Raw genomic sequence first — 19,736 nt, forward strand, 5'->3', positions numbered from 1 at the left:
TCTCACCGCGGCGCCGGCGCGCGCGCCACGCGTCCGCCCACGACCACCATGTCGATCGGCGTGTCGACGAGCGAGCGATCGGGCGAGAGATCGCGGCCGAGGACCGTCAGATCGGCCACGTAGCCAGGCGCGATCCGGCCCCGCTGGCCCTCGGCCCAGGCCGCATACGCAGGCGCCGCGGTGAAGGCCAGGAGCGCCTCGTCGAGGTCGAGCCGCTCCTCGGGCATCCACCCGCCCGGGGGCTGGCCCGAGGGATCCTGCCGGGTCACGGCTGCATAGATGCCGAGCAGCGGTGAGGCGTCCTCCACCGGGAAATCCGAGCCGAACACGAGGCGCGCGCCCGACGAGAGCAGCGACCTCCAGGCATACGCGCCCTTCAGGCGATCGGCGCCGAGCCGCGCGGGCGCCCACGGCATGTCGCTCGTCGCGTGCGTCGGCTGCATCGAGGCGATCACCCCGAGCGCCGCGAAGCGCGGCAGATCGTCGGGCGAGAGGATCTGCGCGTGCTCCACCCGGAACCGCAGCGCCGCCGCCCGCCCCGGGCCGAGCGCCTCGAACGCGTCGAGGACGGCGCGGTTGGCGCGGTCGCCGATCGCGTGCACCGCGAGCTGGAAGCCCGCGTCCGCGACGAGCCGCGCCGCGCGCGCGAGCGCCTCGCGATCCATCAGCAAGAGCCCGCTCGTCGAGGGCTCGTCCGCGTACGGCTCGAGCAGCGCCGCGCCGCGCGAGCCGAGCGCGCCGTCGGCGAAGAGCTTGACCCCGCGCAGCACGAACATCGCCGTGCCTGTCGGGTCCACGTCGGGCGTGCGCGCCTTCAGTCCCTCGAGCTGCCCGTCGCCTGCGAGGTAGGCGTAAACGCGGATCGGCAGCCGCCCGGCCGCGGCGAGCGCGCGGTAGACGGCCACGGTCTCGTCGTCGATGCCCATCTCGTGCACGGCCGTGAGCCCGGACGAGAGCGCCTCCTCCGCCGCGCGCAGGATGCGCCGCTCGCGCACGGCGGGCGGATCGGCCGGGATCCTCGCCTCGATGAGGCCCATCGCGTTGTCGACGAAGACGCCCGTCGGCTCACCCGCGGCGTCGCGCAGGATGCGTCCGCCCGGCGGATCCTGCGTGCCTCGACCGACCCCGGCCGCGCGCATCGCCACGGCGTTCGCCCAGAGCGCGTGCCCGTCGACGCGGCGCAGCGCCACCGGGTGCTCCGGCGCCGCTGCGTCGAGGGGGGCGTGCGTGGGGAACGCCGCGCCCGGCCAGAGGTTCTGGTCCCAGCCGCGGCCGGTGATCCACTCGGCCCTCGGGCGCGCCTTCGCCGCCCCGGCCACGATCGCCGCCGCCGCCTCGGCGCTCGTGGCGCCGCGCACGCTCAGCGTCTCCAGCGCGACCCCGAGCCCGTAGAGATGGGCATGCCCGTCGACGAGCCCGGGCACGACCGCGCGCCCCGGCAGCTCCTCGACGCGCGTCCCCGGCCCGACGAAGGCCTTCGCGCCGGCAGCGCTGCCCACGAAGACGATCCGCTCGCCGCGCACGGCGACCGCCTCGGCGCGCGGGTTCCCGGGGTCCATCGTCCGGACGACGCCGGCCGTGATCACGAGATCTGCGGGCGCTTCGGGCGTCGACGTCGCGGCGGACAGGCCCGGCGAGGCACAGCCGGGGGCGAGGCTGCCGAAGAGGCTCAGGAGCGTCGCTCGGAGCGCGTTCGACATGAGCGCCACCCTAGCACCCGCGCGGGGCGCGCAACGGCGGGCAGGGGGCTACCAGAGGCTCAGCGTGACCGCGACGGTCAGCAGCGGCAGCGGCGCGAGCACCGCGGTGAAGAAGACGAGGACGTCGATCCGAGCAATCTGCGCGCGCCCTTGCTCGAGCAGCTCGGCCTGCTCGCCGGCGACGATCTCGGCGCCGCAGAGAGCCCCTCCGCGGTACGTGCCCCCGGACGTCGGCCCGAGGACCACGACCGGTCCGGGCGGCAAGCCGCGGTCTGCGGCGCGCACGGGAGGCGAGCCGTCCGCGAAGTCGAGCCAGCCGTTTTCCTCGAGCACCGCGACCCTCGCCCCCGCGATCCGCGCGAGGGCGCGGCGGGCGCGCCAGCGATGGCGGAGCAGCGCCGCGGAGAGCAGTACTCCGCAGGCCGCGACGGCGATCGCGCGCCGGTGGGCGCCGAGCACGTCTGCGACGAGGCGCATGGACGCGGGCATCGGGAAGAACCGCGGCGCCGTGAGGACGACCGGACCTGCTTCGCCGCCGCGATGGGCATCGTAGATCGCTCCGTCGAGCACGAGGAGCTCGCCCAGCTGGCGGTCGTTGGCGAACAGAGACGCTTTGCGAACGAGCGGCGACGCCTGGCGGATGATGAAAGAATCGCGGGGATCGATCCAGCCCGGCTGCTGCCGGCACGCCTCGGGGTCGACCATCGTGTACGTGCCGCGCTGAGACAGCCACGTCACGAGGTAACCGTCGAAAGGCCTTCCGGCCTCCTCCACGTCGATAAAACACCTCTCGGACAGGCTCGGGCACAACCGGCGCACACCCAGCCGGCCGATGGTCACGTCGTGGATGCGCGTCACGAGGGGCGGTCCGGACGGGTCCGACGGGCCCTCTGCGATCATCGAGGTCTCCCCCACGACGGGCGGGACGACTCCGATGCTCGGAAGGGACGCGATGTGATGCTCCGGATCGGGCTCTCGTATGGCGCGAGCCAGCGATACGGCAATGAGGCCCGTGGCCAGCACGAGGACGGCGACGCTCGCCGCGTGGAGAGCGCGCGGCGGCACGTGGACCATGGTGCTCGCCATGGCAGCGAAGAACACCACCCCGAGGGCGCCGACGAGGGCGGACATGAGCCCGAACACGCTCCCGATGGCCGGCAGCCACTCTCGCCATACGTGCCAGGAAGGGGGGATGTCGGGGCACGTCATCGCATCCCGGGTCACGCAGACGAAAAGGTACGCGAGCGGAAGGACGAAGAGGGGAAGGGAGACGCGCAGCGCAGGGCTGCGTGTCGCGGCGGCGACGCAGAGGAGCGCGACGAACAAGCCCGCCTCCACCACGAACCAGGGGACGGACACGTGCTTGCCCGTGAGGACGGCGAGTGCGACGCAGGGTCCAACCAGGACCCCCACGCACGCGGCGTGACCCCTCGGAGGGTCCGAGAAGAAAGAGGGGGGATGATCGCCCGGTGCCAGCATCAACGCTCCTTGAGCTCTTCACCGAGGCGCCCCGCCCGCGGCAGGACCACCTGGACATCGACGACCGCGCTGCACGCTGCGCGCCTCGGATAAACGCGCCTCGGCCTGCATGTCCGACGATCCCATGGGGCGCCGATCGCCGTCAAGGAGGCCGCCGGATCGCGACGGAGGGGCGCCGAGCGTTCGAACGCGGGGTTTCAGGGGGAGCACCGTCCGCCGCGGCGCAGCTGGCGATCGAGCCTGAGCGTGCCGCGGCCTCACGGACCAGAGAGCACCAGGGAAGACATCTGATGGAGGCTCGCGCCGTCGGCGTGGGGGCTCAGACCTCCCACCGCGCCGCGCAGCCGCCCCCCTCGGCGCTGCGCGGGGGAGCGCGAAAACCACGAGAAAGGCCTTCATCCCCGGGGATCCAGGGCGCGCCGGGCGGCGGCCCGAAGCGCCCCGACAACCTGGCCTGCCGGTTGCTCTATGGGGATGCGACGCCGCGAGACAGCGACGAAGGCCTCGCAGGCGACTCGGTATCGCCAGAGGCCGCCGAGACGCGATCTCGTGAGCGTGAACCCCGACCCAAGGATACACCACCATGAAGCTCAAGAACCTGCTCCTCTGCTCGCTCATCTCGTCCTTCTCGCTCGTCGGCTGCATCGCCGAGCCGCTCGACGGCGACAGAGCCGATGAGGGCGCGAGCGACGCCGCCGAGGTCGTGGGGGAGGGCGCCGAGGCGATCATCGGCCCCGGGGGTGACGACGGCGGCGGCACGGTTACCAAGACGGTGAACCTCTCCTGCTCGATCACCTTTCCGAGCATCTTCAACCCGAACGCGGCAATCAAGAACACCTCGCTCTTCGCCGTTCCGGACGAGGCGAAGATCACCTTCACGGTCACGCACTACTACGGCGATCCTGGGCCCTACACCCGCTCGATCACCGGGCCGCTCGCCAAGGGCCAGACCAAGCTCGTCCCGCTCTCGCACCCCGGCGCGCTCGACGCCTACGGCTGCACCGCCAAGGCCACCTGGACCATCCTCGACTGAACCCGCCGCAGCTGACCAAGCGGTGGCTTCCGAAATCGGGGTCGTCGTCCAGTGGGTGCGAATCCTGCACGGCCCCGAGCGCACCACGACAGCGGTTCACGGGATGATTTTCTTCAGTCACATGCTCCCATGAGGGGCGCCGATCCGCGAGGGGCGGTCATCATACCCACGACTTCGCCGTGGTGGGCTGGCAGTGCTTGACGAAGAGCGTGCCATTCGATCGACGGATGAGCACGACTTCGAGGCCCACCCAATCCTCTTTCACGGGGTTGCCGCCCTGGATCGAGATCCACAGCTTTCCGGCCCCGTGGGTCGTGTACTTCATCAGCGAGGTCTCCGCGTCGACCTGCAAGCCGTTGATCTCCGCGCGGTGCTGGTGCAGCACCCGCGCGAGCTGCACGGCCATCCCATCGAGCCCGCTGGGGACGCAGGCGTTGGCGCCAACGTTTCGGCGTAACTCGGCCGCATCTCTGGCCGAATTGTCATTGTCGGCATAGTGTTCGGCGCAATTGCGGCCGGCGCTCCTCCCGAGCAACGCGCGGGCGTCATGCACATGATAGTCCTGCTGAGCGAGCAGGTTGTTCGCTGTCTGCTGGACGCCGCGTGCGGCCTTCAACGCGAAGAGCCGCTCGTGCACGACGTCGAAGGTCCCGGCGCCGTTCGTCGCGTAGTCGAGGGCATCCTGGGCCTGTTGACCGGCGATGTTCCACGACTGCACCAGGACCTCGGCGGCCTCTTTCCCGAGGGGCGTCCCCTGGGCTTCGATGAGCAGGCCCGCTGCGGCGGGGTTGCCCATCACACGCTGTCCACGTTCGAGGAGCCAGAGCAGACGAGCGTCGGTGAGCGCGGGCGCGCTCGCCAGCATCTCCTTGGCCTTGTCGAAGTCGTCGATCACCCACCGTAGCGCGTGGAGCACGTTCAGCGCGCGATCGGACCCGAAGTTCGCGCTCGCCGCATAACTGAGCATACGGTCGAACACGAGGAAGTTGCGACCGAGCGGCCAGAGTTGGTGGTCAGCGAGGATCGTGCTCCAGTCCGCGTCGGACAGAGGCAGCGCGAGCAGCTGGGTCAGCTTCACGCAGCGATCAGGGGTGTAGTAGCGGGACAGCAGCTGCGCGACTGCCGCGGCAGTGCGACCCTTGCGGACGACGTCGCAGGCGGCTTTCAGCAGCTGAGCGGTCGCCGGCAGGTTCGCCGCCAGGCAGGCCGGCGCGAGGCTCTCCAGCAGCGTGAGACCCTGAGTGAGCTGGAGCTCGACCGAGGCGAGCTGCAGCCAACTGTGGAGTTCCCTGGCCTGGTAGGACCTCCTCACCACGTCGCCGAGCTGGGGTTCGGTGCCGCGGTGGGTAAAGAACCTCTCGGCCGCGGTGAGAATCTTCTGGTCTGCGCCGTAGTTGCCAAGCAAGGCAGGAAGGTTTCGCTTGACGATGATCGTGACCTTCTGGGGTGGACCTTTGAGCGCAGCCTCGATGTCGGTGGTGCCGATATCCGCGCACGACACGTTCACGATGCCCGCCTGGGCCGGGACGCCCCCGACCCAGGTGACCTGACTCGCGGCGGCGGGCGGCGAGGTGACGGCTCGGATCACCACGTCGGTTGTCCCCTTGAAGGCCTCCCAGGCCCCGCTGCCATTGTCCGTGGCGTTGACGACATCGAGCCGGACGAGCACGGGGTGCACGGTGAGGGTGTCGGAGCGGGATTGGCCGCGGAGCGAAACCCGCACGTCCCGCGACCCGAGCTGATCGCACGAGACCTGAGCGGTGTGTTGGTCGCCGCTGGGCGTGGCGCCCTCCCATTGGAGCTGGTCCCAGGCGTCCGGTACGTCGGGGGAGGTGGTGGCCGTCGCGGTGACCGTCGCAGCGGCGTCGTAGGACGCTTCGTTGGCGCTGAGCACCAATGAGACGAGCACGGGGTGCACGGTGAGGGTGTCGGAGCGGGACGCGCCGCGCAGCGACACCCGCACGTCCCGCGAGCCGAGCTGATCGCACGAGACCTGAGCGGTGTGTTGGTCGTCGCTGGGCGCGGCGCCCTCCCATTGGAGCTGGTCCCAGGCGTCCGGTAGGTCGGGGGAGGTGGTGGCCGTCGCGGTGACCGTCGCAGCGGCGTCGTAGGACGCTTCGTTGGCGCTGAGCACCAATGAGACGAGCACGGGGTGCACGGTGAGGGTGTCGGAGCGGGACGCGCCGCGCAGCGACACCCGCACGTCCCGCGAGCCGAGCTGATCACACGAGACCTGAGCGGTGTGTTGGTCGTCGCTGGGCGCGGCGCCCTCCCATTGGAGCTGGTCCCAGGCGTCCGGTACGTCGGGGGAGGTGGTGGCCGTCGCGGTGACCGTCGCAGCGGCGTCGTAGGACGCTTCTTTGGTGCTGAGCGCCAGCGAGACGAGCACGGGGCGCACCGTGAGGGTGCCCGAGCGGGACGCGCCGCGCAGCGACACCCGCACGCTCCGTGAGCCGAGCTGATCGCACGAGACCAGCGCCGTGTTGCCGTTCGATGACGCGACGCCATGCCATCCGAGCTGGCCCCAAACGGCCGGATCGTCGGGGGAGGTGGTGGCCGTCGCGGTGACCGTCGCAGCGGTGTCGTACGGCGCTTCGTTCGCGCTGAGCACCAGCGATTCGAGCCGGAACCCCCGCACGACGAGCTCGTCCTCGACCCCGCCGAGGCTCGCCCCGATGATCTGCTCGTCGAACAACGCGCGCGAGACAGCGCGCAGGTTTGGGCCTCCGGCGACGGGAGCCCCGCCGGTCCACTGGATCTGAGCCCACGTCTCCTGATCGTCGGGAGTGGTCGTCGCCCGTACCAGCACGACCCCGTCCTCTTCGTGGAGCGTCCACCAGGTCCCGAGGTGGAGCTCGGCGTCTCTCACCACGTCGAGCCGCACCAGGAAAGGATCGAAGACCGTGACGTGATGGGAGGCGAACATCGGGCCGAGGCACGCGAACACCACGAAGTCGCCGGCTTGCGAGCGTGGGACCAGCCGGTGCCGGGGACTGCCCGCGTCGAGCCCCCCAGCCCACGCGATCTGGTTCCAGGCGGTTCCGTCGTTGGGGATGGTGTCCGCCTCGAGCAGGACGAAGCCGGCGGGGTGCGTGGTCGTCCGCGAGGCGTTGGGCCCGATCGGCGCGGCGCCGGCGATGACCCTGAGATTGATGAGCACCGGGCGGCGGTCCCGGCAGGCCAGGATGGGGTCGCCGACCCGCCTGGCGCTGCGCTCGCCGAACACCTGGTCGCGCGCTTCCTGCCTGGGTGACGGCTTGTGCCGCTTCGCAGGCGGGGGGTCGTAACCCGTCGGAATGTTGCGTTTCATGGCGAGCCGTCGCCTCCCACGGGAAACCCTCGTGCTTCGGCCTCGTCCTCGAGCGCCGGCATCCTCAGATCGCCGTGGAGGGCGGGATCGCGGAGGATGCGGGCGATCCAGGGGTGGGCGGGATCGGCATCGAAGCCAGGGCCGACATCGAGCATCCAGTCGAGAAACTGGACCACGTGATGCTCCAGGGTGACGCCGTAGCGGCCGGCGCGGACCACGCCTTCCTCGATGAAAGCGCGTAGCTCGGCGTCGCCCAGCGCCTCGCAGGCGGGGCCATGCCAGCGCCGGAGGTAAGCGGCGGTCTGGTCCAGAAAGCGCTCCCTCTGTAGGGCGGCGAACGCCGCCTTCTGGTGGCGTCGGATGATCAGCATGGGACCGGCGGCCGATGACCAGAGAGCGTGGCGAGCACGAGAGCGGATGCTACGCGGTGCGGATGGCCCGCACAACGCTCGCCGGACCCTGAAGGGAGCCGTGCTCGACGGACGGTGACCGTGCGAGGCGGTGGAGGCTCGCGCCGTCGGCGTGGGGGCTCAGACCTCCACCGCGCCGCGCAGCCGCCCCCCTCGGCGCTGCGCGGGGGAGCGCGAAAACCACGAGAAAGGCCTTCATCCCCGGGGATCCAGGGCGCGCCGGGCGGCGGCCCGAAGCGCCCCGACAACCTGGCCTGCCGGTTGCTCTATCCGGATGCGACGCCGCGAGACAGCGACGAAGGCCTCGCAGGCGACTCGGTATCGCCAGAGGCCACCGAGACGCGATCTCGTGAGCGTGAACCCCCGACCCAAGGATACACCACCATGAAGCTCAAGAACCTGCTCCTCTGCTCGCTCATCTCGTCCTTCTCGCTCGTCGGCTGCATCGCCGAGCCGCTCGACGGCGACAGCGCCGATGAGGGCGCGGGCGACGCCGCCGAGGTCGTGGGGGAGGGCGCCGAGGCGATCATCGGCCCCGGGGGTGACGACGGCGGCGGCACGGTCACCAAGACGGTGAACCTCTCGTGCTCGATCACCTTTCCGAGCATCTTCAACCCGAACGCCGCGATCAAGAACACCTCGCTCTTCGCCGTTCCGGACTCGGCGAAGATCACCTTCACGGTCACGCACTACTACGGCGATCCTGGGCCCTTCACCCGCTCGGTCACCGGGCCGCTCGCCAAGGGTCAGACCAAGCTCGTCCCGCTCTCGCACCCCGGCGCGCTCGACGCCTACGGATGCACCGCCAAGGCCACCTGGACCATCCTCGACTGAACCGACCCTGCTGGTTCCTCTTCGGGGTAATTCACAGGGAGCCGGGGAGTGAAATCCCACCAATCTCCCTGCCTCCCCGACTCCCTGTTTGATTTTTTTTTGCTCAAAATGTCAACAAAATGAGGGGAATTGTCAGGTTCGGAGCGAGGTATGGACGACCGGGCACGGCGCACCGCGCGATGCCGTCTCTCATTCTCCTGCTTCGGTACTGCATGTAATGTTGATCCACCCTCGACGGCCTTCGATCGCGCCGCCAATGAACCGGAGCGGCCATGGGTGATCCGAACGCTCGCAGCTCCACTGCGATACGAGCTCCGGCACCTCGGTCGCGCAGAAGCCGCTCGGGCATCCCGGACAATCGAGCGAATGCCGGCAGCTCTCCAGGTCGGCGCCGGCGAGCTGCACGACCTCGCAGCGGCGCAGCTCCGCGCCGCCGCGCTCGACGAACGTGGGCTGCCCGCCTGGATCGCGCTGGCCTCGCGCGGCATCGCAGCGCTCGAGATCGGCCTGATCGATCATGACGTTGCAAGCGACCACACCTCCGGCGTCCACGGCGAGCGGGTGGGCCTGGCAGATGAAGCCGCAATCGGCCCACCCCGGGTGAAGGAGCATGTCCCACGTGTCCTGATCGTCGCAGCGCGAGGTGATCGGCTCCGCGCGCACGAGCTCGCTCCACGCCTCCAGTCGCGTGCTGCCTCGGTCGACGGTGCGACAGGTCCAATCGGGCGTGGTGAAAGGCCCGACCACCTCCGTGTCCAGGGTCATCGACAGCGCTGTCGGGCTGGGTACCTCGTCGGCGATGAGCCCGGGCCCTTCGTCGTCCCGCGTGCTCGCGACGAGCAGCCTCGCGATCCTGTCCTGGGGCAGTGACCTGACGAGGGCTACCTCCGCTTCCCCCACCGGCGCGCGCGCGCCCGTGACGAGCTCCAGCGCGCGCCTGGCCGTCCGTAGCGGGCGGTACTCCTCCCCGGGCTCGGCCAGGCGTTGCCCCAGCGCCTCTGTCACGCCTGCCATCACTGCCTCGACCTCTCCCTCGTTCGAGGTCTGCGTGGTCCACGCGAGCGCGGGGATTTCCCTCGAGGTGAGGAGCGCCGCAGCGTCGGGCGCGCTCGGCCGCGCGACGACCACCCGGAGTTCGCCGGGGTGCCACTGGGCCGGATCCGCGCTGCCGCAGGATCCCCATTCCCACCGCGATCCCAGCACCGCGAGGAGGCTCGCGCGCACGCTCTCGGCGACGCGCTCGCGGAGCTGCGCGGCTTCGGCCGTGTCCGCGTCATCGACGACAAGCACGATGACCTGCGGCCCTTCCTCGCTGAGCTTTCCGTCGAGGACCAGCTGCGAGGTTGTCCGGGGGTCCACCGCCACCGGATCCGTGCCGCACGCCACGGCGGCGAGCGTCAGCCATGGGAGATGGAGAGACCTCATTTGCCACATCACGGGCGGTGTTGGCAACACGCGTACCGGTGAGGGCGCTGCTCTCGAGGCCGAGAAGAGCGCCATTCCTGCGGTGTTCGAAGTGGGCTGAGCGCGCTCCCTGCCAACACGGCGGAGCGCGGCGCCAACCCAGTTGCTCAGCCCGAGCGAACCGCTCTCTCCCGGAATGGTGACGCCGGATCCGCGACTGACCCGCAAAGCCCTCGGGGATGAGGCCCGCTACTTGTTCGTCTGGTGCTGGCGGGCGCGATCCGCGACCGTTTGCCCGCCGGGGACGCCGCGCACGTCGCGGTTCTGCCACTCCAGCATCCAGCCGGGGTATTCGGGCGGCAGCGCGCTCGCCTCGTCGAGCTGCTTGACATGCTCGGGAGAGAGCGTGACCTCCGCGGCGGCGAGGTTGTCGGCGAGCTGCTCCCGCGTCTTTGCGCCGATGATGACGCTGGTGACGAAGGGGCGAGTCAACTGCCACGCGAGCGCGACGCGCGCGACCGACAGGCCTGTAGCGCCCGCGACCTCGCGCAGCGCGCCGAGCACGCGCGGCAGGCGGGCGCGGTCGACGGGCGGGAAGTCGAAGCTCGTGCGCCGCGCGCCGTCAGGGCCGCCCGGCTTCTCCGGATCGAACTTGCCCGACAGCATGCCGCCCGCGAGCGGGCTCCAGGGGAGGATCGCGATGCCCTCCGACTGCGCCAGGGGCACGATCTCGCGCTCGATGTCGCGCCCCGCGAGCGAGTAGTAGACCTGGGCGCTCTCGAACCGCGCGAGGCCGTTCGCCTGCGCGAAGCCGATCGCCTTCATGGCCAGCCACGCGGGCAGGTTGCTGAAGCCGACGTAACGGGCCTTGCCCGAGCGCACCACGTCGTCGAGGGCGCGCACCGTCTCCTCGATGGGCGTCACGGGGTCGACGCCGTGGATCTGGTAGAGATCGACGTGATCGAGCCCGAGCCTCTGGAGGCTCGCGTCGATGCTCGCGAGGATGTGCGCCCGCGAGAGGCCGATCTGGTTCACGCCCGGGCCCACGCGTCCGCGCACCTTGGTGGCCACGACGACCTGCTCGCGCGGGCGTCCCAGCGCCTTGAGCGCCCCGCCGACGAGCCGCTCCGACTCGCCTTCGGCGTAGACGTCCGCCGTGTCGATGAAGTTGACGCCGCTGTCGAGCGACGTGCCCACGACCGCCTCGACCTCGCTGGTGCCGAGCGCGCCGATCACCTGCCAGAAGCCCTTCCCGCCGAACGTCATGGTGCCGAGGCAGAGCTCGGACACGTAGAGGCCTGTCTTCCCAAGGAGCTTGTATCGCATCGTGCCTTCTCCCTTGTGTGTCCCGGAGGGGTAAGTCTTCGAGCGCGCTCGAAGTCAAGGAGCGGACGGCGAAACAAAACGGGGCCGGGTGCGCCCTTGACTTCGAGCGCGCTCGAGCTTTTACCGTGACGGGTGCCGAAACGCCGCCGGCCCTCCCCCGCGCGGCAAGGAGAGGTCCAGTGCAGCCCCGCCGAGCAGCTGATCGCCCTCCGCTCTCCGCCATCGACGTCCGCCCCCCTCCCGCGGAGCGCGCCGAGGCGCCCTCGGGAGCGGCTGACAGGCTGACCATCGCCGAGGTCGCTGCCGCCACGAGCACGAGCACGCACACGCTGCGCTACTACGAGCGGATCGGCCTCATCCAGCCGATCGCGCGGGCGCGCAGCGGCCACCGCCGCTACGGTCCCGACGACGTGCGCTGGGTCGTCTTCCTCCGCCGGCTGCACGAGACGGGCATGCCCATCCAGCGGATGCTCGCCTACGCGACGCTCGCGCGCCGGGGCGACGCGACCATCTCGGAGCGTCGCGCCCTGCTCGAAGCGCACCGCGACGAGGTGGCCAGGAAGCTCGCCGAGCAGCAGGCCCACCTCGCCGGCATCGAGAAGAAGGTGCGAATGTACGAGGAGCTGGAGCGTCAGCTCGCCGAGAAGAGCGGCCGTGACGCGCCCGCGCCCGGCCGTCAGCCGGCGGCCTTCGTGCCGAGCGCCTGATCGCCGATCGTGCCAGTCCTTGTGCGCGCGTGCGATCCCCGGGGAGGGTGTGGGTGTATTGTTCCTCGGCGTTGAGGCTGACCAAACCCTCGACGGCCACTGATATGCTGCGGCCGTGCGACGGCTCGCCCAGCTTGCGCTCGCCGTGGTCTTGACGGGGTGCGCGCCGCATGGAGACGAGGATGCGATCGCGACCGCGACCTCGCTCCCGATCGAGGTCCTCGGCGCGCCGGGGGCCGCCGTCGCGGTCACGATCGACGTCCCCGGCGACGTCGCCTCCGCGCCGGGCGCCGGGCTCGCGCTCACGGTGCACAACGTCGTCGAGGCCGACGCGGCCTACGTGGTGGTGAACGACGCGGCGCCGATCGACCTCGCCGCGCCGGGGCTGCGCAGGCCGTCGGGCGGCCACGCGACCGCCACGCTCCCGCTCCCCGAGGGCACGCTGCGCGCGGGCGCCAACCGCGTGGTGTTCCGCTACGACCGTCAGGTCCGCGACGTATCCGGGTTCCGCGTGATCGACGTGGCCGTGGTGGCCGGGGGGCGGCGGGGGACGGCCGACCTCCTCGCCGACGACCCCGCCGCCTGGACCGCGCCGTCGGCCGACGCCGGCGCCATCGAGCGCGGGCGGCGCTTCTTCACCGAGGAGAGCCGTGACGGCGGGCCGGTGTGCGCGCGCTGCCACGCCGACGATGGCGCCGACCTGGCCTACTTCGCGTTCTCCAACCACAGCGTGATCGCGCGCGCCCAGCACCACCTGTTCACCCCCGCCGAGGCCGCCGACGTGGCGAGCTACGTGCGCTCCCTGGCCGTCCCCCCCGTCGGACGCGTGATCGACGCACCGTTCCAGCCCGGCCCGCAGCACGCGGGCGCGGCCGGCGCCGGGCACCAGGCCGTGCTCGACTCCGACGAGGCGCTCGGCGCCGCGCTGTTCCCCGGCGGCTTCCCCGAGGACCCGGCCTGGGACCTGGCCGCGTCGCTCGACACCTCGGCCATCGCGCTCCCGGTCGAGACGCCGTCGTGGATGCGCTGGCTGCCGCGCAGGATCGACGAGACCTGGTTCACGCGCGACGACGGCCGGCTCGCCGAGGCGCAGGCCGCGCTCGAGCGCGACGGCACGCTCGAGGCGGCGCGCGCCTTCGAGACCGCCGCGGTGCAGATCGGCAAGGAGATCCTCATCACGACGGGCGATCACGCCGGGCGCGTGGAGCTCCTGCGTTACGCCGCGATCAAGCTGTGGGACTGGCAGCGGCGCCACGGCGGCTTCGACGGCGCGGACCGCGGCTTCCCCGACGGCGGGCCCGCCTTCCCCTACGAGGTCGGCTTCGCGTTCTTCGAGGCGGCGTTCGCCGACGCCGTGCCGGACGCGATGGCGCAGACCTTTTCCTGGTGGGTGGCCCAGGCCGCGGTCAACCCCGGCCGGGGCCACACGTCGGGCGATCGACCGCTGAACTGGAAGGACGTCCTCACCGCCGCCGACGGCGCCGGCGCCGGCCCGTGGACGATCACCTATCTCCACCTCGTCGGCAGCCTGGAGGAGTCGCAGGGCGCGCTCGCCGACGACTTCGGCACCGATCGCGGGCCGGTGCGCCTGCTCGGCGTGCCGCTGCGGCGCGCCCCCGGCCCGATCCGCGCCGCGCTGCTGCGCCGCTTCTTCGCGCGCGAGGCGGCGTTCCTGGCCGGCGGCGGGACGCTCACGTCAGACCATCACGTGGTCCTTGGCAACGCCTGGCGGGATGGGTGTGAGGGGCTCGCCCTCGACGAGCGCGCGGAGCTGCGCGCGCTCGCGCCGCCCGAGGTCGCCGCCGACCTGGCGGCGTGTCCCTAGAACGCCGAACATGTTGAAAATCGTCTAATTTCGACATGTTATGCAGCCTCCCGGATCAGCCGCTGGGCCGCCTCAAGATTCTGGATGGCTGCGGTGCGCCGGAGGTCGAACAGATTTCTCCTGGCGCCGATGTAGCGCGCGCAGTGTCCTTTCCGCGCCGCGATATGGGCGAGCGCATGCTCCACAGCTGTCCGCTGCCGGAGCACGGCGCGTCCTGGCCCGGTCTGCTGCAACTTCCGGAACTTGCCCTGCAGAGCTTCATCCTCGGCGATGGACACGGTCCGCCCTCGCCCCGAGGCAGCTTGCGTGCACTTGGCTCGGAGGGGGCACGCGCCACACTCCTCAGGGTCAAACTCGACAGTATCGCCCGGTTCGAACACCTCGATCTGTCCCGCTGGACACGTGATTGTCTTGGCGCGCAGGTTGATCTTGAAGTCGCGCTTGCTGAATAGATCGGGGCTGCGAGCCCGCTGGCCCCAAGGCTTCGAGAACACCTGGCCGCCAGCGCGGATCACGTCGTCAACGACGGGACTGTGGACGTAGGCGCGATCGATGTGCAGCTCGACGAGGCGCAGCCGCTGATGCTGGACGTCCTCGGCGATCGGCGCGGCACCCTCTTCTTCGGGCCGATTCGCTGGCGTGACCGCGCAGGCGACAATAACGGGAAGGTCAAGGTCGCGTGCGATGTGCTCCTTGTAGCCGTCGAAGCGCTTCGAGCGGCTCTTGCGACCGTGGCGCATCTCGGCGTCTTCAATGGAGACACGGCGGTCAGGTGCAACGCCTTGCCGGATGCGAACGGTCCCATCCTCGGCTGTTTCCAGGTCCTGGTCTCGAACCTGTGTGACCGCCTCCAGATAGGTGCGAAGCGGCTGCTCGACGACGTCGTCCAGGTGGCGGTCGACCCACTGCTGCAGCGACGAGACCTGCCGCTCCAGGATCTGAATCGCTGCCGCCTTCTGTTTCGGGTCGCTCCAGTCGAGGTCGAGCCCGGCCTTGATGCTGGGAGCCAGAAGCAGCGGGATACCCGCCTTGCGGCAGATCTCCTCGGGCGGACGCTCCGTGATCTTCGACACGACGCGGACTATGTTGCGTGCAGCATGGCCGAGCAGGTTGATCGTGTCCTCAACCCGCCCGGCCCCCGCTAAAGGGCGGCTATCGATCGCCACGCGCAGCGCCTTGGACACCGCACGCCTCTCGCCCTCCGTCATCGCGCCGGACCGAACAAGCGCCACGGTCCTCTCCAGCAGCATCCGGTCCATCTCGTGCGCGACCATCCTCTCTCGGAACGCCTGCAGGGCGCCCTGCGAGAACGGGGGCGTCGCCGCACCCAGGCACCCGAGCACCATCTGCCAGCGCAGGTCGACGACGGACAACTCCACCGCCTCGGCATCCGATGCGCCGACGTAGCCTTGGAGCAGCGTGACCATGCACATCAGCGCCGGTGGATGCGGCGGCTCGCCTGCCCCCGTCGTCCGGTACATGCCCTCCAGCTGCTCCTGGAACGTCTCATCGAACAGCTCGTGCCGGTGCTGCCTGAGAAAGCCGAACAGTGCTCTCACGCGCGTCAGCCGCTTCATCAGCGCCTGCTCTTGCCGCGACAGCTCCACGGGCGGCGACCATCGTTCCATCCGTGCACCTCCGGACGCGGACGAGATCATGGCCCGACGAGACCGTCGAGCCTTCCATCGAAGCGACCAGAATTATCACAAAATCAACCTGATCGGTCCTCTAGGCGGCGACTGCTGGAGGAACGATGGTTCGAACACGTCTCGCGCTCTCACTCGTGGCCGCCGCCACGCTCGCGGCCTGCGGCAGCTCTGGGAACGGCCCCGACGGCCCCGACGGCCCGACCGCCGACTGCCCCGACGGCGAGTCCTGCTCCTTCTGCGACGCGACGACCTGGGGCGGCGCGCTCCCCGGCGCGGACACCGACGTGGTGATCCCGTCAGGGAAGATCGTCGTCGTCGACTGCCCCGCCGAGGCGCACACGGTCCTGGTCGAGGCCGGCGGCACGCTGCGCGCGTCGCGCGAGGCGTCGGCCACGCTGACCCTGCACGGCAACCTGGTCGTGGAGGGGACCGTCGATTACGGCACGCCCGACGACCGCGTTCCCGACGGCGTGACCGCCGAGATCGTCTTCACCGGCATGCACGACGAGGACTACGCCGGCACGCCCAGCGCGGTGGAGGGAGGGGACGGCCCGCAGTCGGTCGACACGCCCATCTCCGTCGTCGGCGGCGACGTCGGGGTGTGGGTCATGGGCGCCGGGCGCCTGCTCGCGGCCGGCGCGCCCAAGCGCGCGTGGGGGAAGCTCGTCGAGGGCGCGGGGGACGGCGACGCGGTGTTCACCATCGACGACGCGTCGGGGTGGAAGGCCGGCGATCGCGTCGTCCTCACCCCGTCGGCCCCGCTCGCCGGCGGCGACGTGGCGGTCGACCAGTTCGATGAGGGGACCATCGCCGCTGTCGACGGCAAGGAGGTGACGCTGGCCAAGGCGCCGGCGTTCACCCACGACGGCTGCGCGGACTGCCTGCGCCGCGCCGAGGCCGCGAACCTGTCGCGCAACGTGGTCATCCGCTCGGCCGACGACACCGCACACGCGCACATCCTGGTCGCCGAGCAGGGGCACGCGCAGCTCGACAGCGTGGAGCTCCGCTGGCTCGGCCCGCTGATCCCGTGCAGCGGCGGCGCCGAGGGGACCGCGCTCCCCGCCCGCCGCGCGCCGCTCTGGTTCCACCAGCAGAAGGACGCCTCGGCGGGCTCGTTCGTGCGTCACGCGGCGATCTGGGGCGGCGAGCTCCACTTCATCATGGTCGAGCAGTCGAACGACATCGAGATCAGCGACGTCGCCGGCTACGACACCCAGGGGGTGGGCTTCGGCCTGTTCTACGACAACGGCGCGTGCGGCACGTTCTGTGACGATCGCGAGAAGGCGCCGGCCGGCGTGCTCCTCGACCACGTGCTGGCCGCGCGCGTCGGCATCCCCGAGCGCGTCGACGGCTGCATCCGCGTGGACCACCGCATGACCGGCATCGCCGTGTCGGGCGGCGAGGGCTCGGGCGCGCGCGACTCGGTCGCCGTCGGCGTGGGCTACGACGGCACAGGCGAGGACGTCTCCGGCTTCGGCTGGCAGGAGGGGGGCTCGGGGCGGCCGGCGGACTTCGTCTTCGACGGCAACGTCGCCCATCACGTCCGCGGGCACGGCGCGATGATCTGGCACAACATCGAGGTCGCGCAGCCGGCGTACCGCGACAACGCGTTCTGGTCGAACGGCCACTACGGCGTCCTCTGGGGTGCCTACGTGAATCCGCTGCTGTTCTCCGACGTCGTGGCGGTGGACAACGGGCTGGCGTCAATCGGCGTCAAGGCCATCCCGCTCGACGACACGGCCCGCTTGCAGGGGGGCACCGTCGACGACATCAAGATCCTGGCTTACGTGTTCATCCAGGAGAAGCCGGCGATCTTCGATCACGTGACGTTCACGGGCGATCGTCCGGTCGCGGTGACGCAGCTCCACGAGGCGTGCGACGGCGGCGACGAGGAGGACCCCGCCGATCCCGACTGCCTGCGCGTGTGGCTGCGCTTCGTCGATCCGGTATTCCCGCCGGGCGTGCTGCCGTTCGATTTCGGGCAGACGTTCAACCGCTACTCGACCTGGGAGGTGCGCGGCTTCTCCAGCCCCGACTTCCCGGACCTGCCGGCCGACTTCGATCTCTACCGCGCCGACAACGAGGTCGAGGGGGGCGCCTACTTTGCGCCGTTCGACGCGTGGCTCGTTCCACGTTGATGCGGCGAGAAGCGCCGACAGCCGCGTGTGGGTCGAGCGCCGGATGATGTTTTGACCTCTGACCCTAGGAGAAGGAGCGCCGCGTCGACGACGGTCGTCCCCCTGGATCGGTCGCTCCCGGCGTCGTACCCAGGAATCGCCTTTTCTTGTGCATGGTACCGTGTTTGCCTGGGGGCGTTCGCCCGATCGGTCGGGTGAGGAGGAGGTAGACCATGCGCAAGCTATGGGTGGTTATGGGGATGGCGGCGGCGGGGCTGACGACGGCGCCACGACCTGCTGAGGCGTGCGGCGGATTCTTTTGCGGACGACAGCCGGTGGACCAGACCGCGGAGCGGATCTTGTTCGCGACGAATCAGGATGGCTCGGTCACGATGGTGACGCAGATCCAGTATGCGGGCGCGGCGCCGGACTTCGCCTGGGTGGTCCCGCTGGCCGAGGTGCCGGCGGTGGACAGCCTCGCTGTGTTCCCGCAGCTTGCGCTCACCGCCCTTGATACAGCGACAGGTCCGCAGTTCCAGTGGCCCAACGACCCGAACTGCTACCCTGCCTTCCCCGAGGCAACCGCAGGGGGCGGGTCCACTTCAGGCGGCGTCGACGACGGCGACGTCACGGTGCACATCCGGGAAGAGGTCGGGCCGTACGACGTGGCCGTGGTCGAGTCGACCGATCCTGCGGCGCTCATCGACTGGCTTCGCACAAACAACTTCCGCGTCAACGACGCGATGGCGCCGTACATCGGTATCTATACGAGCGAGGGGATGAAGTTCCTCGCGCTGCGGCTCAAGCCGGACGCCGAGGTCACCGACATCCAGCCGTTCCGCTTCACGCTTCCGTCGGGGTCGCCGTCGATCCCGATCCGGTTGACGGCGATCGCGGCCGAGCCGGAGATGGGGATCACCGTGATGATCCTCGGCGACCGGCGCTATGGGCCGGCCAACTGGACGGACGTCGAGATCGACGACAACCAGATCGTCTGGAGCGCGAACCAGTGGCCGGTGCAGACGAACTGGACGGCGCTCGTCGCGCGCAGCGTCGATGAGGCCGGCGGTCGCGGCTTCGTCACGGAGATGAGCGGACCGACGATCGGCATCGCCGACCAGGTCCGCAACACGATGAGCTCGGACGAGCAGCAGGTGGCCGCCCGCGACGCGCTGCTGCCGCTCCTGGAGGGCAACACGACCATCACCCGGCTCTATACCCGCCTGTCGCCCGAGGAGATGACCGTCGATCCGATCTTTCGGCGCACCGACGGTCCCGTGGTGTCGAACACCCACCTGCTCCCGCGCTACGTCGATGACCGCGACCTGTGCGTGGGCGCTCCCGGCGCCGAGGCTGCCGGCGCCGCGTCGCCGTGCGACTTCGCGGCGTGCGGCGCAGGCGGCCTGTGCCGCGTCGTCGAGGGCGCAGACGGCGCCCAGCCCGTCGCAGCCTGCGCGTGCGTGCCCGGGACGACCGCGCGCACGACGTTCGATCCGTCGGGCCGGCCGACGGTGACCTGCCAGGACCTCCGCATGTCGTTCCTCAACCCCGGTGACCGGGCGCTACCTGACGCGCCGCCGCTCGCGGATCCTTGTGCGACGTTCGATTGCGGCGCGAACGGCGAGTGCGTGCCCATGAACATGACGCCGACCTGCCGCTGTTCGACCGGCTATGTGGCGGTAGGCGCTATCGCCGCCGACGGCAGCCGCGCGACGACCTGCGTGCTTCCCGACGAGCCCGTCCCGGCGTCCTTCTACGACCGGCGCGTCCCGCAGCTGCCCGATTCGCTGCCGGGTGGTCGACCCGTCGATGTGCCGCCCCCCGCCGTCGTGGCCGCCTCTGGAGGCTGCAACGCCGGCGGCCATGCTGGCAGCGCCGTCGGCCTCAGCGGCGCGCTGCTCGGCCTGCTGGTGGCCGTGCGCCGCCGCCGGCGCTCGTAGGA

At 70.7% G+C, this 19,736-nt stretch carries 13 protein-coding genes; 6 read left to right on the forward strand and 7 right to left on the reverse strand.

Features of this window, described 5'->3' with window-relative positions; genetic code table 11:
- Positions 1-2 precede the first annotated feature (2 nt).
- Together WMF14_RS17480 and WMF14_RS17485 are read right to left on the reverse strand one after the other, a co-directional pair.
- A complete protein-coding gene (locus WMF14_RS17480) occupies positions 3-1,700 on the reverse strand; it encodes an amidohydrolase (protein WP_437802317.1) in 1,698 nt (565 codons plus the stop codon).
- Between the two features lie 48 nt (positions 1,701-1,748).
- Complete coding sequence (locus WMF14_RS17485; protein ID WP_437802319.1) at positions 1,749-3,059, reverse strand: hypothetical protein; 1,311 nt, start codon at positions 3,057-3,059, stop codon at positions 1,749-1,751.
- A gap of 703 nt (positions 3,060-3,762) precedes the next feature.
- Between WMF14_RS17485 and WMF14_RS17490 the strand changes: the two genes are divergently transcribed.
- Positions 3,763-4,212: a hypothetical protein gene (locus WMF14_RS17490; protein WP_437802321.1), complete on the forward strand. Its 450-nt coding sequence runs from the start codon at positions 3,763-3,765 to the stop codon at positions 4,210-4,212.
- A 160-nt stretch (positions 4,213-4,372) separates the two neighbouring features.
- On the opposite strand, the gene WMF14_RS17495 is transcribed toward WMF14_RS17490, so the two are convergent.
- Together WMF14_RS17495 and WMF14_RS17500 are read right to left on the reverse strand one after the other, a co-directional pair.
- Positions 4,373-7,096 carry a hypothetical protein gene (locus WMF14_RS17495; protein ID WP_437802323.1) on the reverse strand — a complete coding sequence of 908 codons (2,724 nt, stop codon included), beginning with the start codon at positions 7,094-7,096 and terminating at the stop codon, positions 4,373-4,375.
- A 422-nt stretch (positions 7,097-7,518) separates the two neighbouring features.
- Positions 7,519-7,893, reverse strand: a complete 375-nt coding sequence (locus WMF14_RS17500) for a hypothetical protein (protein WP_437802324.1) — start codon at positions 7,891-7,893, stop codon at positions 7,519-7,521.
- A gap of 423 nt (positions 7,894-8,316) precedes the next feature.
- Here WMF14_RS17500 and WMF14_RS17505 point away from each other — a divergent pair, with 423 nt between their 5' ends.
- A complete protein-coding gene (locus WMF14_RS17505) occupies positions 8,317-8,766 on the forward strand; it encodes a hypothetical protein (RefSeq protein WP_437802326.1) in 450 nt (149 codons plus the stop codon).
- Between the two features lie 189 nt (positions 8,767-8,955).
- Here the strand turns inward: WMF14_RS17505 and WMF14_RS17510 are convergent, their stop codons facing one another.
- Both WMF14_RS17510 and WMF14_RS17515 read right to left on the reverse strand, forming a co-directional pair.
- Complete coding sequence (locus tag WMF14_RS17510; RefSeq protein ID WP_437802327.1) at positions 8,956-10,191, reverse strand: hypothetical protein; 1,236 nt, start codon at positions 10,189-10,191, stop codon at positions 8,956-8,958.
- 228 nt (positions 10,192-10,419) lie between these two features.
- Positions 10,420-11,496 carry an aldo/keto reductase gene (locus WMF14_RS17515; RefSeq protein WP_437802329.1) on the reverse strand — a complete coding sequence of 359 codons (1,077 nt, stop codon included), beginning with the start codon at positions 11,494-11,496 and terminating at the stop codon, positions 10,420-10,422.
- A gap of 179 nt (positions 11,497-11,675) precedes the next feature.
- On the opposite strand from WMF14_RS17515, the gene WMF14_RS17520 reads away from it, so the two are divergent.
- Both WMF14_RS17520 and WMF14_RS17525 read left to right on the forward strand, forming a co-directional pair.
- Positions 11,676-12,203 carry a MerR family transcriptional regulator gene (locus WMF14_RS17520; protein WP_272098291.1) on the forward strand — a complete coding sequence of 176 codons (528 nt, stop codon included), beginning with the start codon at positions 11,676-11,678 and terminating at the stop codon, positions 12,201-12,203.
- Positions 12,204-12,318: 115 nt separating this feature from the next.
- Positions 12,319-14,028, forward strand: a complete 1,710-nt coding sequence (locus WMF14_RS17525) for a hypothetical protein (RefSeq protein WP_437802331.1) — start codon at positions 12,319-12,321, stop codon at positions 14,026-14,028.
- Between the two features lie 38 nt (positions 14,029-14,066).
- On the opposite strand, the gene WMF14_RS17530 is transcribed toward WMF14_RS17525, so the two are convergent.
- Positions 14,067-15,656 carry an IS1182 family transposase gene (locus tag WMF14_RS17530; RefSeq protein ID WP_437801052.1) on the reverse strand — a complete coding sequence of 530 codons (1,590 nt, stop codon included), beginning with the start codon at positions 15,654-15,656 and terminating at the stop codon, positions 14,067-14,069.
- 125 nt (positions 15,657-15,781) lie between these two features.
- On the opposite strand from WMF14_RS17530, the gene WMF14_RS17535 reads away from it, so the two are divergent.
- Positions 15,782-17,815: a G8 domain-containing protein gene (locus tag WMF14_RS17535; RefSeq protein WP_437802333.1), complete on the forward strand. Its 2,034-nt coding sequence runs from the start codon at positions 15,782-15,784 to the stop codon at positions 17,813-17,815.
- 239 nt (positions 17,816-18,054) lie between these two features.
- On the forward strand, positions 18,055-19,734 hold the full coding sequence (locus WMF14_RS17540; RefSeq protein ID WP_437804223.1) for a DUF2330 domain-containing protein: 1,680 nt from the start codon (positions 18,055-18,057) through the stop codon (positions 19,732-19,734).
- Positions 19,735-19,736: the final 2 nt, after the last annotated feature.

This window comes from Sorangium sp. So ce693, from assembly GCF_051521375.1.
Lineage (GTDB): Bacteria > Myxococcota_A > Polyangia > Polyangiales > Polyangiaceae > Sorangium > Sorangium atrum.